The sequence below is a fragment of the Rhodococcus sp. 06-1474-1B genome (assembly GCF_002258885.1).
GTDB classification, from domain to species: Bacteria; Actinomycetota; Actinomycetes; order Mycobacteriales; family Mycobacteriaceae; genus Rhodococcoides; species Rhodococcoides fascians.
Genome location: NZ_NOYR01000032.1, coordinates 178,029 through 193,420, shown reverse-complemented (window position 1 = coordinate 193,420; position 15,392 = coordinate 178,029). Strand labels below are relative to the sequence as shown.

Here is a 15,392-nt window from a genome sequence, read left to right as displayed (position 1 = left end):
GGAACCACCTGTGAGTGCCCTGTTCGAGCCCCTGACATTGCGCGAGCTCACCTTTTCCAACCGGGTATGGATGGCACCGATGTGCCAGTACTCGGCCGACGAGACGGGCGCGAACGTCGGCGTCGCGGGTGCCTGGCATCGCACCCACCTGGTGAGTCGCGCGATAGGCGGAGCCGGTCTGATCATCACCGAGGCCACGGCGGTCAGCCCCGAGGGCCGAATCAGCCCATCGGACCTGGGGATCTGGAACGACACACAGGCCGACGCACTGGCCGAGATCGTCACCGAGATCTCGTCCTTCGGTACCGTCCCGGGCATCCAGCTGGCGCATGCGGGCCGGAAGGGCTCGACGGCGGCTCCCTGGCTCGGTGGCACATCACTGCCCGCCGAGGATCCCCGGAGCTGGGAGACCGTGGGCCCGAGCGCCGTACCGTTCGGTCGTTACGCGACACCACGGGAAGCGACAGCCGACGACATCGCAAAGATCGTCGACGATTTTCGTAACGCTGCGCAGCGCGCACTGAAGGCCGGGTTCCAGGTAGCCGAGATACACGGCGCGCACGGATACCTCCTGCACCAATTCCTCTCGCCTGCCAGCAACACCCGCACCGACGCCTACGGCGGCGACTTCGCGGGACGGACTCGCCTGCTGATCGAGGTGGTCGACGCGGTCCGTGAGGTGTGGCCTGCCGAGCTTCCGGTGTTCGTCCGTCTGTCGGCGACGGACTGGCTCGACGAACCCGAGAAGTCCGAGGCTGCAGCCGACTTGGAAGCTCCGAGTTGGACCTCTGATCAGACTGTCGCGCTGGCGCAGATACTCACCGAGCACGGCGTGGATCTCGTCGATACGTCCACCGGCGGGAACGTACGCGCCGAGATTCCGGTCGAACCCGGTTACCAGGTGCCGTTCGCACGGCGTATCCAGAACGAGACCACGATGCCGGCCGCAGCGGTGGGGATGATCACCGAACCGAAACAGGCCGAGGACATCGTTTCGCTCGGCGAGGCGACTGCGGTGCTTCTCGCCCGTGAGCTGCTGCGCGATCCGTACTGGCCACGGCGCGCGGCCCGCGAACTCGGAGTGGAGATGACACCGGCAGTGGCACCGCAGTACGAGCGGGCCTACTGACAGTCACATCACAAGACCGGTCACACCACGAAACCGAGCTTCTTGTCGACGACGTTGCGCGGCTGTTCGCCGCGGAAGTATCGCTGCGCGTTGTCGACGAAGACGTCGGCGAGACGACTCTTCCACCCCGACGCGTCCCCGCTCATGTGCGGAGTGACGACCACGTTCTCGGCCGCCCACAGCGGGTGGTCGGCCGGGAGCGGCTCGGTCTCGAAGACGTCGAGCGCAGCCCCGGCGAGGTGTCCCGAATCGAGATGTTTGAGCAGGGCATCGGTGTCGAGTAGCTCGCCGCGACCGACGTTGATCACCCTGGATCCGGGCTTCATCGCGGCCAACACGGAATCGTCGACCAGGCCCCTCGTCTGTTCGGTCAGCGGGGCAACCAGAACCAGGTAGTCGGCCCGCCCTACTTCGTCCACCAGATCATCACTGGCGTACACGGTGCCGAAGTCTCCGTCGCCGCCTCGCGCTGTTCGACCCACGCCGGAGACCGACATTCCCACAGCACTCAGCAGAGTCGCGATGGCACGACCGATTGCTCCGGTGCCCACGATCATCACGTGTGCGCCATCGATGCGTTCGGTCTCGCGATGCTGCCACATCTTCGAATGCTGCAGTGTGCGCGAACGTTCGGAGTCCTTCGCGAACGCCAGAATCTGGGCCAGGACGAACTCGGCGATCGGTCGGTCGAACACTCCACGCGAATTGGTCACGACCACATCGGATTCCACCAGTTCGTCGAACAACAACGAGTCCACTCCGGCAGCGGCGATATGGATCCACTTCAGCGAGCCACACCGCGGCCACGCGGATTCGACTGCGGGCGAGAAGAAATCCCACAGCAGCAGGGCGTCGGCACCGTCGACGGCCTCGGCGAGCGTGTCGGCGGTGGCATATCTGATGTCGGCGACGTTCGCGACGGACTCGAGTCCGTCGGGAAGGTCGCCGGCATGCAGAACGGCCAGGACCGGACGCACTACTTCGACTTGTATCCGACGAGCTCGACGCCGGACGCAGCGACCTCGTCGTCGTTGTCACCGGGGCACTGGGTGCCGCGCAACGACCGGCCGGCGGTTTCGGGCATCAACAGGATCGGAACGAACGCGATGGCAGCTGCGATCATCATGTACCAACCCGGGATCAGGTTGGAACCCGTTCGGTCGATCAGGAACGTCAGAATCAGCGGTGCCGTGCCACCGAAGAGCGCCGTCGAGACGTTGTATCCGATGGCGAACGCTCCGTAGCGCACCTGGGTGGGAAACAGTGCGGGCAGCGTCGACGACACGCAGGAGCACATGATGACCAGCAACACGCCGAGACCGAGCAGGCCGATGCTCTGGCCGATCAGGCCGGTGTTGATGATCAGCAGAAACAGCGGGACGCTGAAGACGAAGTACCCCACACAGGCGACCAGCAGCAACGGCTTTCGGCCCACCCGGTCGGACAGAGCGCCGATGGGGTTGATGATCAACATCATGATGATCATGATGGCCACGAGAGTGAAGTTCGACTGAGTCGTGCTGTGCCCCAACGTGTCGCTGAGGTACGAGGGCAAGAACGTGAGCACCGTGTAGTACGCGATGTTGAGCAGCAACACGAATCCCATCAGAATCAGGATTCGCTGCCAGTACGTCAGGGTGGCCTTGAGGGAGGTGACTGCTCCACCTGCACCTTCTTCGACCGTGCCGCCGTCTTCCTTGGCCTCGGCGAACACAGGAGAATCCTCGAGCCGGGTCCGCAGCCACAACGCGACGATGCCCAGCGGGAGCGTCACCAGGAACGGAATTCGCCAGCCCCAGGCCTCCATGGTCTCGTCTCCGAGCCCGACGTTGAGCAGGGTGCACAGGGTGGCACCGCCCACCGTGCCTGCGAGGGTGCCGAATTCGAGGAACGACCCGAAGAATCCGCGGCGCTTGTCGGGCGCGTACTCGGCCATGAACACTGCTGCGCCGCCGTACTCACCGCCGGTGGAGAAGCCCTGCACCAGTCGGCAGACGAGCAACAGCAACGGCGCTGCGATACCGATGGTGTCGAACGTCGGCAGCACACCGATCGCCGCCGTGGCCAACGTCATCATCGAGACGGTCAGGACGAGGACCTTCTGACGACCGATGCGGTCGCCGAGCGGGCCGAGCACGATGCCGCCGATGGGGCGAATGATGAACGACGCGGCCAGCACGGCGAACGTGGAGAGCAGGCTCGCTCCACCGTCGTCCGACGGAAAGAAGTTGGCGGCGATGTAAACGGCGAGGTAGCCGTACACCGCGTAGTCGAACCACTCCACGGCGTTGCCCAGTGCGGACCCGCCGATCGCGCGATGCAGAATTTTCGTTTCGTTCGCGCTGAGTGTGTCGGTACTCGGCGGATACCCGGTCGGCGAAGCTGCCGACCCTGAAGTTTCGGTCACGGTCCAATACCTCTCGCTTTATGACAACGTGGAGCGTCGGTTTGGTACTTCGCAGCGTCCGACTCTACGTCGACGCCGGACGCACGTCTCGAACAACCCCCTCTTGGAAAACTAAAGACCAGGTGGCGCAGCGATTCTGGTGGCGATCAACGCGTACGCCTTTGCGCTGTCGGTCAATTGCTGCACGGCGACGGACTCGTCCGGCCGGTGCGCCTGGTTTTCGATCTCCCCGGGACCGAGCACGACGGTGCGGATACCCATCTGCTGTGCCACGAAACCACCATCGCACGAAGCCGTCCAGATGTCAGTGAAACCGGCAGATCCGATGTCGCGAACCGATTGCATTGCAGTGGTGACCAATCCATCGTCCGCAGCGGTCAGAAAGCCCGGCATTTCCATCGACACCTCGAGATGTACCTCGATTCCCGAACCGGTGATACCTGCCGCGTCGATCCGCGAACGCAGGTCGTCCACCACCTCCGCAGCGCTCTCATCGGGTAGCAGCCGACGGTCGACCGTGAGCACGCACCGGTCGGCAACCATCGACGTACCGGTGCCTCCCGTCACGGTGCCCACGTTCCAGGTAGCGGGACCGAGTTCGGCGTGTGGATCCTCGTCCAATTCGATCTGCCAGTCCTCGATGACGGCGACGATGCGGGCGGCAGCGGATATCGCATTGGCACCGTTACGCGGCCGACCTGCATGAGCCGAACGCCCGCGCACGTCGATCTCGATATTCGCGGCTCCTCGGCAACCGACGATGGTCACCAGGTCCGTCGGCTCGGCCACCACGCAACACTGGAAACGACGGGGTCCCGGGTCGGCGACGAATGCTCGAATACCCAGGCCCGTGTCTTCCTCGTCCACCAGACACGCCAACGTCATCGGGAAGCGATCTGCAAGACCGGCACGGTTCACCGCATCCATAGCGGCCACCACTGCGGCCACTCCCCCCTTCATGTCGCATGCTCCCCGTCCGACCATGCGCCCCTCTCGCACGACCGCGGTGAACGGATCCGTCGTCCAGCCCGTGCCCGCCGGAACGACGTCGGAGTGGCCGACGAACAGGACCCCGGGGGTGTCATCGGGTCCGATCGAGGCGATCACGTTCGGTCTGCCGGGAGCGACCTCGATCGTGCGAACGTCGAATCCCAGTGCGCGACATCGCTCCGCGAGTATTTTCGCGCACTTTTCTTCGGTGTCGCCCGGATTTTCACCGCCCGCCTCGATCAACGCGGCTGTGAGAGAAACGATCTCGCTCTCATCCACGGCGTCGAGCAGAGACTGCTGGGCACTCGGAACGGTCATCGCGTGGGGTCGGAGGCGAGCAGATGCTTCGATTTTTCCACCGCGACGGCCAACCGCCTGATGCCTTCCTCGATGCGCTCGGGTGTCGACGAGGCGAAGCACAGCCGTAGCGAATCGTGAAACTTGCCGCCCACCGACAACGCCGGTCCGGGAATGTAGGCAACCCCCTCGGCCAGTGCGGTTTCGAACAGGTCCTGCGTCGAGAAATCGTGGTCGTTTCCACGTAACGTCGCCCACAGAAAGAAGCCCCCGTCGGGATCCGTGGTGGACATCGCGTCACCGAAGTGTGTCGCAATGCTGTTCTGCATCGCCATCTTTCGCGGTAGGTACACCGCAGCCAGCGACCGCAGGTGCTCCTCGAGCAGCCCGCGCCGGATGTACTCGGCCACCATCCTCTGTGCCGGAAGATTCGTACAGGTGTCCATCGCCTGCTTGGCGTTGACGATCAACCGACGCGCTTCGGGGGCCGCGTCCACCCACCCCACGCGCAGACCGGGAGCGATCATCTTCGAGAAGGTCCGCACCGAGAAGATCAGCGGATCGTTCGGACTCAGCGCCCCGAAACTCGGGATCGGGTCCCCCGAGAAACGCAGCAGGCCATAGGGATCGTCGTCGAGAATCACCGAGCCCCATCGGTGTGCCAACTCGATCAACAACAGTCGACGCTCGAGTGACAGCGTGACCCCGGACGGGTTCTGGAAGTTGGGAATCACGTAGATCATCTTCGGTAGACGCCCGGCTCGCTCGACGAGTTCGGGTAACGCCTCGACGATCAGACCGTCACTGTCCATCGGTCCCTCGAGAATATCGCCGCCGTAGCTCAACACGGTGGCAGTTCCGTTGGTGTACGTGGGACTTTCGACGATGACCAGATCACCGGGATCGACGAACAGCTTGCAGGCGATGTCGAGACCCTGCATGCCGCCCGAGGTGATGACGACCCGATCCTCGGACGTGGGTTCGCCGACGGACTCGAGATACGCCAACAACGCGTCGAGCAGACCCGGATCACCCTCGGTGGCACCGTAATCGAAGGCGTCCGCTGTGAGCACACTGCCGGCGATCTCGGTGAACGCGGCAGCCGGGACCGTCTCGGCTGCAGGAGATCCCATCGCGAACCTGACGATGTCGTGTTTCTGGGCGGCGAGAAGCGATGTCGACGAGTCGATCACCGATCCCACCAGTTGGTCGGTGCGCAGGGCCCAGGGAATGGCAGGAGTGGAGCCTGCGGAACGACCCGCAGCTGCAGGAGTGGAGCCTGCGGAACGACCCGAAGTAGCAGGAGTGGAGCCTGCGGTGGAGGTGGTCATGTCTCACTCCTTCGTCAGTAGTTCTCGGGGGTATGCGGTGAATGTTTCGACGCCGGTGTCGGTGACTCGGACTGCTTCGGACACCTCGTATCCGTAGTCGTCCATCCACATTCCGCCGATGATGTGAAAGGTCATGTTCTCGGCCAGGACGGTCTCGTCGTCGGTGCGGAGGCTCACCGTGCGCTCGCCCCAGTCTGGGGCGTACGCGACGCCGATCGAGTAGCCGATGCGCGAGGGTTTGTGGAGGCCGTGCTTGGCCAGGCTGGTGTTCCATACCTGAGCCAGCTCGGTTGCGGTGACCCCGGGGCGGACCGTTGCCAGTACCTCGTTCAGCGCTTCACCGGTGGATTCCGCGAGGTATTTCAGACGCGGACTCGGGTTGCCGAGCACGATCGTGCGGGCCATCGGAACGTGGTATCGCCGGAACACGCCGGCCAGTTCGACGACGGTGGTCTCGCCGCGGACGAACCGTTGGTCCGACCACGTCAGATGCGGAGTGTCCGCTCCTGCCCCGGTCGGCAGCATCGGCACGATGGCTGGGTGATCGCCGCCGAAGTCGGCTGTGCCGCGTACCTGTGCGTTCATGATGGCGGCAGCGGCATCGCACTGCCGTTCTCCTACCGAAATCGCGTGGTGCGCAACAGACATCACGGCCTCGCACACCGTCGCCGCACCACGCATCAACGCGATCTCGGCCGGCGATTTGACGACGCGGATCCAATTGACCAACTCGTACGAGTCGGTGAATCGGTACTCGGGTAGCGATTTGACGAGCGCTTCGAAGGCTTTGGGGCTGAAGTAGTACGAGTCCATCTCCAGTCCCACTTGACCGTGCTCGAAGTTGTTGACCAGCCCCAACTCTCGTAGCTTGGCGGCTACCCAGACGAACGGGTGGGTGTCTCTGCGCTGAACGAACGTCTCCGGGTATCCGAAGGTGTGGTCCTGCGGCAACCACGATGTACGGAACGCACCGTTGGCATCCATCTCGCGAGCGAAGAAGTACAGCTCGCCGTCCAGCGGCACGTACAGCATTTGCGGGGTATAGAACGAGAGTGCGTTGTAGCCCAGCAGATAGTAGAGATTCGCGGGGTCGGTGACGATCAGCGCAGTCAGGTTCTGCGACGCCATGCGCTGACGGACGGCTGCGAGCCGGTCGGCGTATTCCTCGTCGGTGAACGTGATGGGCGTGCTGTTCGGTACGTCCGGGTAGCGGGCCAGGCCGGGAGCAGCCCGTCCTGGAGTCTGCGCGGGTCCGATTGCGGTGACGTAGGCATCGTCGGATGAGGCGTTCACGGGCACCCCCTTCGGGAGGTCTTTTAGTAGATTGTTGACAATCAGGCTATCCGCCGGTGCCGGTGGGGAGCAAGGGCTGCCGTGTTAAAGCTGTGTTGCGCCCGAAGGCTCTACCCGGGTGATGCGAGTACGGATTGCCCGGCCTGCTCGTCGACCATGGCTCGCGTCAGATCATGCACGGCGGTGTCCATGTGTTCGTGGACACCCTTCTCGAGCGCATCCCAATCCGATCCCAGCAGCAGATCGACGATCAGCTGATGTTCCTCGACCAGAGCCTCGGGACGGTAGTAAGCAGTTTCGAGATTTGCCATGCAAATGCGTGCCTCGGCCGCCAGCGTGGCGTACATACGAGACATCCGACTGTTTCTCGTGGCCGCTACCAGGGCAGTGTGAAAGGCAAGGTCGCGTTCGGCGAGGCCACGCCAATCCGCCCGATCGATGAACGGCTGCATCTGCATCACGATGGCCGAGAGTTCGTCGGCGGTCTTGATCAGCTGGGCACGATCTCCATGTACCAGAGTCCATGCCGCGCCGACCTCGATCGCTGCACGCGACTGGTAGATCTCGGCGACGTCGCCGCTGCTGAGCTCGACGACGAACACACCGCGGTTGCGGTAGCTGACGAGCAGTCCCTCCTGATTCAGACGCTGCAACGCCTCTCGCACGGGGCCACGTGAAATCTCCAGCTCCGCCGCGACATTCGCCTCGTTGATCTGTTCTCCGGGCGCGTAGGACCCGTCGATGATGCGATCGCGAATCTGATCCGCGATCACCATCGACGTGTTGCGTGCGTCGATCGGTGTCAGGCGTCTCGAACCGGGCATGATCAGAACCTTCCTCAGCTGCGGGGAATCGCGAAGTATTTGTACTCCAGAAACTCGTCTATTCCGACTTTCCCGCCCTCGCGGCCGAGTCCCGATTGTTTGACACCACCGAACGGGGCTGCCGGATTCGACACCAGCCCGGTGTTGAGCCCCACCATGCCCACCTCTAGGCGCTCCCCCATTCGCAGAGCCCGATCGATGTCCTGGGTGAACACGTATCCGACCAGTCCCCATTCGGTGTCGTTGGCCAGCGTGACGACCTCGTCCTCGGTGTCGAAGGGAACGATGGCGGCCACCGGTCCGAATATTTCCTGGGACATCAGATCCGATTCGGTATCGACATCGGTCAGGACCGTCGGTGGGTAGAAGTAGCCCGGCCCGTCCGGGGCCGCACCTCCGACGACGGCGCGGGCACCGCGCGCGAGAGCATCGTCGACCAGCGCCTGGACCTTGCCCCGGCCTGCGTCGTCGATCAGCGGCCCCACCTCGGTCCCGTGAGAAGCGCCCGCGCCCACCCTCAGCGCGCCCATTCGGTCGGCCAAAGCATCCGAAAAGCGTTGTGCCACAGTGCGGTGAACGAAGAACCGGTTCGCTGCGGTACATGCTTCGCCCATGTTGCGCATCTTGGCAACCATGGCTCCGTCGACGGCGCGGTCAAGGTCTGCATCGTCCATGACGACGAAGGGCGCATTCCCGCCCAGCTCCATCGACGTCCGCATCACCGTCGCCGCTGCCTGTTCGAGCAGAATCTTGCCCACCGCCGTGGATCCGGTGAAGCTGATCTTGCGGGCAGCGCCGCTGCTCATCCACGACCCCACGACACCCGACGCATCGGTGGTCGGCACGATGTTGACGACGCCCGCAGGCACCCCCGCCTCGTGCAGAATCTGCACCAGCGCAAGTGCGGTCAGCGGCGTCTGCTCGGCGGGCTTGAACACGACGGTGCAGCCTGCCGCAAGGGCAGGCCCGATCTTGCGAGTTCCCATGGCCAGCGGAAAATTCCACGGCGTGACGAGAATGCAGGGCCCGACCGGCGCGCGGGTGACCACGATGCGGTTCTTCCCGTCTCCGGTCAGGGTGTGATCACCCGAGATGCGTACCGCTTCCTCGGAGAACCAGCGAAAGAACTCGGCTCCGTACGCCACCTCGCCGCGCGCGTCGGCGAGCGGTTTACCCATCTCGGCGGTGATGATCGCAGCGAGCTCCTCCGAGCGGGCCATGATCATCTCGTATGCCGTCCGCAGTATGTCGCTTCGCACTCGCGGTGCGGTGGCCGCCCACTCCGCCGCGGAGTCGACGGCTGCAGCGAGCGCTTTCTCTGCGTCCGCGATACCGCCGTCCGCAACCGTGGCGATGACCTCGCCCGTGGCCGGGTCCACGACGTCGAATCGGGCGTCCGATACCGACGGAGACCACGCCCCACCGATGAAACAATCGGTGGGAGAGGTGATGCGCGGACGCGTGAGGCTGGTGGTCGAGCTGGCGGTCATGGCCGCGGTCCTTTCGTCGAACGTGGATCGAGTATCTGTGCCAGGTGTACGGATGCATCGTCGCCCGAATCACCGGTGAGCTGGCGCACCTGCATGTGACAGCTGAATCCATCGGTCAGAACAGGAGTGTCGGGTTCGGTGGCCCGCAACGCGGGCGCGAGAGCCTGCTCGGCGACATCCATGCTGAGCTCGTAGTGTCGACTCTCGAAACCGAAATTACCTGCTACACCACAACATCCGGTGGCCTCACGTACCGACTCGATGCCCACCGCCGCGAGGGCTCGGCGCTGCGTTGCATCGCCGAAGACGGCGTACTCGTGGCAGTGAGTCTGCACCGTGACCGCAGCCGGCATGCCGCCCGAGGGCTGCCAGCCCGCGCTTGCTTGATCGATCACCGCTCCGGCGAAGCTCTGGACGCGTGCCGCGACCCTCCTCGCCGCGTCCGTGGGGACCAGTTCGGGCATGTCCTTACGGAACGCGGCCGCACAGCTCGGTTCGGTCACGACGATCGGCCTGTCGGTACCGTCGTCCAGCGCCGCAACGGCCTTAGTCAGCTGCTTGCGAGCGGACTTCAGCTGACCCGTCGAAATCCACGTCAAACCGCAACACACATCCGTTCGGCATTCGGTGGTGCGTCCGGAGTCTTCGAGAACGCGTTGTGCCGCACCCGCGACCTCGGGGCGAAAACCTTGTGTGAACGTGTCGACGACGAGCACCACATCGGCGTCGCGGCCACCGCCGACTCGGACGGCATCGGCCAGTTCCTTCGACGACGCGAACCGAGGCAATGCGCGTTCGGTGGTCAGCCCACCCAGACGTGCCGCCACTGCCGACACCCGGGGTGTCAGCAGACGATTGAGCAGCGGTGCCGTTCGCTTCGTCACCGCGAGCCATCGAGGCAACCACCCGAGCGAGTAGTGCGACAGCGGCCGCAGCCGCCTCGCGTAGTGATGGTCGAGGAACTCCGATTTGTACGTGGCCATGTCGACGCCGACGGGACAGTCCGAGGAGCAGGCCTTGCACGACAGGCAGAGATCGAGCGACTCCGCAACGTCCTTCGATGCCCATCCGTCGGCCACCGTCGGAGAACTGCGCACCATCTCCTGCAGCACCCGCGCCCGGCCCCGCGTCGAATCCTTCTCGTCACCCGTCGCACGGTAGCTCGGGCACATGACGCCACCGGTTGTCGTTCGACATTTCCCCACGCCCACACAGGATTGGGTGGCATGGACGAACGGGTCCAGATCGGGTCGCGACCCTATCTGGTGCAGATCGAAGCTGGTCTTCCACTCCCGGGCCGGGATGCCTTGAAGCATCAGGTTGTCCATCAGGGGTTCGGGGTCGGTGATGGATCCGGGGTTCAGGATTCCCGCGGGGTCCCAGATGCGCTTGAACCGGGAGAAGGCGTCGAGCATGCGAGGGGAATACATGACCGGCAACAACTCCGAGCGCGCGCGGCCGTCACCGTGCTCGCCCGAAAGACTGCCGCCGTGCTTGACGACGACGCGTGCGGCAGCGCGCAGGAAGTCGTACATCACTCGCCGTCCGGCGTCGGTGCGTTGGTCGAAGGTGATCCGTACGTGCATGCAGCCGGCACCGAAGTGTCCGTACATCACTCCGGTCAAGTCGTGCTCCGCCAGTAGCGAATTCAGATCCGCGAGATACGCCGACAGGTTTTCCGGTGCCACGGCGGCGTCTTCCCAACCGCCCCAGGACTCGACCCCACTCGCCAGGCGCGTCGCCAAACCGGCACCGTCCTCGCGCACCCGCCACAACGCTGCGCGATCGGCCGCATCGGTCACGATACGACCCTCCTTGACGCGCCCGAGCCGACCGAGCGCCTCGAGCAACCGAGATGCCTTGTCCTGCACTTCTGTCGCATCGGCCCCGTCGAGGTCGACGTACAACCAGGCATTGCCTGCAGGGAGACCTCGTACCGAGTCCGGTCCCCGGCGATACTCCATCGTGCCGGCGATGTTGTCGTCGATTCCTTCGACGGCGGCGGGTGAGAACTCGAGAATGGTCGTCACGTCCGCCGCAGCGGCCACCACGTCGTCGTATCCGAGACACAGCAGCAGTGCGGCTGGGGGTACGGGCACGACGGCGACGGTCACCGACACGATCACCGCGCAGGCACCTTCGCTTCCGACGAGAGCCCGGGCGACGTCGAAACCGTTCTCCGGCAACAGATGCGAGAGGTGGAATCCCGATACCTGACGCGGGATGCGACCCAACTCGACCCGCAAGAGCGCCAGGTTGTCCGACACCAGCGAGCGCAGCTCGTTCGAGATACGTTCGGCTGCAGCGACAGCCGCCGAGTCCTGAGTTCGCAGCGCCTGCACACCGGTGCGGGTGACTCGCAGCAGGTATCCGTCGGCGGTCACCACGTCCATGGCCACCGTGTGATCGGCGGTGCGTCCGTACCGCACGGAGTGGTTACCGCACGCGTCGTTGCCGACGGCTCCGCCCACCGTCGCGCGGGTCTTGCTGGACGGATCGGGCGCAAAGGTGAAGGCACCGTCGGTCCGCGTCACCAGCCGACGTTGCAACTCCGAGATGACGATTCCGGGCTCGACGACGGCCGTCCTGGACTCGGTGTCGACCGAGAGCACCCGGTTCATGTGGCGCGAGAAGTCGAGGACGATCCCACGGCCGATTGCGTTGCCCGCCATGGAGGTACCGCCGCCACGCCCGATGACGACAACGTCGGCGGCGGCACACAGCGACACGACCGTAGCCACTTCGTCGGCGCTGCGCGGAAAGACGACAGCGGCCGGCGGGACTCGGTAGTTCGACGCGTCGTAGGAGTATTCGGCCAACCGTCGGGACGAATCGTCGACGTCGATGCCCAGTCTTCGCACTCGCTGTACGAGTGCGGGCACCTCGGAACGAACAGGGGCTGCTGTCACAGCACGTTCTTCAATGTCCGCGACAACGCGTCGAGTCCGAACGTCATCTCGTCGTCGCTCACGATCAGTGCGGGGATGATACGAACCACGTTGCCGAGCGCACCGCAGGTGAGCAACAGCAGCCCTTCGTCGATGGCACCCTGTTGCACCCGCAGAGCAGCGGCGGCGTCGGGATTGCCCGAGCTGTCGACGAATTCGAGCGCCTGCATCAATCCGAGTCCCCGAGCATCACCGATGGCCGAGTGCTGTTCCTTCAGCGCGAGAAGGCCGTCGAGGAGAACTCGGCCCTGCGCTGCCGCGTTGTCGACCAGCCCTTCCTCGCGCAGGACGTCGAGGGTAGCGACTCCCGCCGCAGCAGCGACGGCGTTGCCGCCGTAGGTTCCGCCTTGCGACCCCGGCCATGCCTTGCCCATCAGCTCTGCCGATGCGGCGATCGCCGAGATCGGGAACCCGCTGGCGAGTCCTTTTGCGGTGATGAGGATGTCGGGAGTGATCGACGAGTGCTGATGGCCCCAGAACGTTCCGGTGCGTCCGACTCCGGCCTGCACCTCGTCGACGATCAGGACGATGCCGTGGGTGTCGGCGCGTTCGCGCAAGCCCTCGAGGAATGCAGGGGGCGTGGGCAGGTATCCGCCGTCGCCCAGCACCGGCTCGATGATGAACGCAGCCGTGTCGGCGGGGCTGGACATCGTCATCAACAGGTAGTCGAGCTCCTTCAGCGCGAAGGCGACTGCGGTGTCCATGTCCCATCCGTACCGAAATGCATACGGAAACGGTGCGATGTGCACCCCACCCATGATCGGCGAGAATCCCGATCGGAACTTGGTTCCCGCCGTGGTGAGCGATGCAGCCGCCACCGTTCGCCCGTGGAAGCCGCCGTGGAATGCAACGATGTTCGGTCGACCGGTTGCCATGCGCGCCAATCGGATCGACGCCTCGACTGCCTCGGATCCCGAGTTCGCGTAGAACACACTGTCCAACCCGGCAGGCAACACTTCTCCGAGCTTGTCCGTCAGCGCGAGCAGAGGTTGATGCATGACGGTCGTGTACTGGGCGTGGATGATCTTGCCCACCTGCTCGCGAGCCGCCTCGACCACGCGGGGATGGCAATGACCGGTGCTGGTCACGCCGATGCCGGTGGTGAAGTCGAGGTATTTGCGCCCGTCGGTCCCGATGATCCAGCTGCCCTTTCCGTGGTCGACGACGATCGGGGTCGCCTGCTTGAGTGCGGGGCTGAGGTGGGTGCGAGTCGACGCTGTCATGGTGCCATCGTCACCCACCGATTACGGATTGTCAACAATCTGCAATTACCAATTCGGGGCCGGATCACGCCGTTCGGTCGAGCCCGGGGCGATAGGGTTCGGTCGTGTCCGCATCGAACCCTCGCTCGAACAGCCCACGCATCGTCGTACTGGGCAGCATCAACATGGACCTGATCACTCGGACCCCCGCCCTGCCGGAACCGGGCGAAACCGTGTTGGGGACCTCGTTCGACACCGCACCCGGCGGCAAAGGTGCCAACCAGGCGATCGCGGCGTCGAAGTCGGGAGCTCGCGTGAGCTTCGTCGGGGCAGTCGGGGACGACGAATTCGGGCCGACACTGCGGCACACACTCATCAGCGCAGGCGTCGACGACCATGCTCTGCGAACCGCAGCAGGAGCGTCCGGTGTAGCCGCCATCACCGTCGACGACCGAGCCGAGAACAGCATCGTGGTCGTCGCCGGAGCCAACGGCGGTGTACACGAGCTCACCGACGACGACCTGGCAATCATCGACGAGGCCGATATCCTGCTGTGTCAGTTGGAGATTCCCCTCGAGACCGTGCTCGCCGCGTTCGAGTACGCACACTCCCGCGACGTCGTGACGATGCTCAACCCGTCCCCAGTCCAGGATCTGCCCGACGCTCTGGTTGCCGCCACCGACGTCCTGGTGGTCAACGAGGCCGAGGAAGCGCGCATCGGGAGCCGAGTGAAGAACATAGAACATGTGGTCACCACGCTCGGCGCACGAGGCGCGAAATACCGCGGCTCGGAATCGTTCGAGGTACCTGCGCCGAAGGTCGAGGCGGTCGACACCACCGGAGCGGGTGACGCATTCGCCGGGGCACTCGCGGCATCCTGGTCCAGCGGACCCCGCGCTGCCATCCAATGGGCCGTCGCCGCAGGTGCTTTCGCTGCGACGGGAGCCGGCGCGAGCGCGTCCTCGGGAACGAGGGCCCAGATCGAATCCCTCCGCGGTGCGGACGCGCGATGAGTGCGTACGACCCGACCGAGCTCCGCCTGCTGCGCCGCGCACGCGATCGAATGGATCGCGATTTCGCGAAACCGCTCGACGTCCCGTCACTCGCCAGAACCGCGCTGATGTCCACTGCACATTTCAGTCGCCGGTTTCGGGAGGCCTACGGCGAGACGCCGTACGCGCATCTGATGACACGACGGATCGAGCGCGCCAAAGCGCTGCTGCGACGCGGAGACGTCACGGTCACCGAGGCGTGCTTCGCCGTCGGCTGTACCAGTCTCGGGTCGTTCAGCTCGAGATTCACCGAGATCGTGGGCGAGACACCGAGCGCCTACCGCGCCCGCGATCATCGTGGCAGCCACGCCGTACCCAGCTGCACCGCGATGGTTCTCGGACGCCCGATGCGAGGGCCCACATCCCCGACGGCGGCGGTGACCGAGCCGAGCAGAATCGAAGAAGCATCTGCGGCCGGGGCGTCCTAGC

12 protein-coding genes are annotated in these 15,392 nt (G+C 64.7%); 3 read left to right on the top strand and 9 right to left on the bottom strand.

The window, feature by feature from the left end:
• Positions 1-10: 10 nt before the first annotated feature.
• A complete protein-coding gene (locus tag CH266_RS18770; protein ID WP_176457140.1) occupies positions 11-1,129 on the top strand; it encodes an NADH:flavin oxidoreductase/NADH oxidase in 1,119 nt (372 codons plus the stop codon).
• Positions 1,130-1,149: 20 nt separating this feature from the next.
• Here CH266_RS18770 and CH266_RS18765 read toward each other — a convergent pair whose 3' ends face one another.
• From CH266_RS18765 to CH266_RS18725, 9 genes are all read right to left on the bottom strand, one after another.
• Positions 1,150-2,106 (bottom strand): D-2-hydroxyacid dehydrogenase, encoded by a 957-nt coding sequence (locus tag CH266_RS18765; RefSeq protein WP_094715918.1) that lies wholly within the window; start codon positions 2,104-2,106, stop codon positions 1,150-1,152.
• Positions 2,106-3,536 (bottom strand): MFS transporter, encoded by a 1,431-nt coding sequence (locus CH266_RS18760; protein WP_051365181.1) that lies wholly within the window; start codon positions 3,534-3,536, stop codon positions 2,106-2,108. The genes CH266_RS18765 and CH266_RS18760 overlap by 1 nt, the downstream gene beginning before the upstream one ends.
• Before the next feature lie 111 nt (positions 3,537-3,647).
• Positions 3,648-4,844: a M20 family metallopeptidase gene (locus CH266_RS18755; RefSeq protein ID WP_094715917.1), complete on the bottom strand. Its 1,197-nt coding sequence runs from the start codon at positions 4,842-4,844 to the stop codon at positions 3,648-3,650.
• Positions 4,841-6,154, bottom strand: coding sequence for an aminotransferase-like domain-containing protein (locus CH266_RS18750; protein ID WP_255175956.1), 1,314 nt, complete (start codon positions 6,152-6,154; stop codon positions 4,841-4,843). Before CH266_RS18750 ends, CH266_RS18755 begins: the two co-directional genes overlap by 4 nt.
• Before the next feature lie 3 nt (positions 6,155-6,157).
• Positions 6,158-7,336, bottom strand: a complete 1,179-nt coding sequence (locus CH266_RS18745) for a M24 family metallopeptidase (protein ID WP_176457150.1) — start codon at positions 7,334-7,336, stop codon at positions 6,158-6,160.
• Between the two features lie 221 nt (positions 7,337-7,557).
• Positions 7,558-8,271, bottom strand: coding sequence for a GntR family transcriptional regulator (locus CH266_RS18740; protein WP_255175955.1), 714 nt, complete (start codon positions 8,269-8,271; stop codon positions 7,558-7,560).
• 14 nt (positions 8,272-8,285) lie between these two features.
• On the bottom strand, positions 8,286-9,761 hold the full coding sequence (locus CH266_RS18735) for an NAD-dependent succinate-semialdehyde dehydrogenase (protein WP_094715916.1): 1,476 nt from the start codon (positions 9,759-9,761) through the stop codon (positions 8,286-8,288).
• On the bottom strand, positions 9,758-12,670 hold the full coding sequence (locus tag CH266_RS18730) for an FAD-binding and (Fe-S)-binding domain-containing protein (protein WP_094715915.1): 2,913 nt from the start codon (positions 12,668-12,670) through the stop codon (positions 9,758-9,760). Before CH266_RS18730 ends, CH266_RS18735 begins: the two co-directional genes overlap by 4 nt.
• On the bottom strand, positions 12,667-13,932 hold the full coding sequence (locus tag CH266_RS18725) for an aspartate aminotransferase family protein (RefSeq protein ID WP_094715914.1): 1,266 nt from the start codon (positions 13,930-13,932) through the stop codon (positions 12,667-12,669). Before CH266_RS18725 ends, CH266_RS18730 begins: the two co-directional genes overlap by 4 nt.
• Before the next feature lie 164 nt (positions 13,933-14,096).
• On the opposite strand from CH266_RS18725, the gene CH266_RS18720 reads away from it, so the two are divergent.
• A complete protein-coding gene (locus CH266_RS18720; protein WP_441347063.1) occupies positions 14,097-14,924 on the top strand; it encodes a ribokinase in 828 nt (275 codons plus the stop codon).
• Positions 14,921-15,391, top strand: a complete 471-nt coding sequence (locus tag CH266_RS18715; protein WP_032368193.1) for a helix-turn-helix transcriptional regulator — start codon at positions 14,921-14,923, stop codon at positions 15,389-15,391. The genes CH266_RS18720 and CH266_RS18715 overlap by 4 nt, the downstream gene beginning before the upstream one ends.
• Position 15,392: the final 1 nt, after the last annotated feature.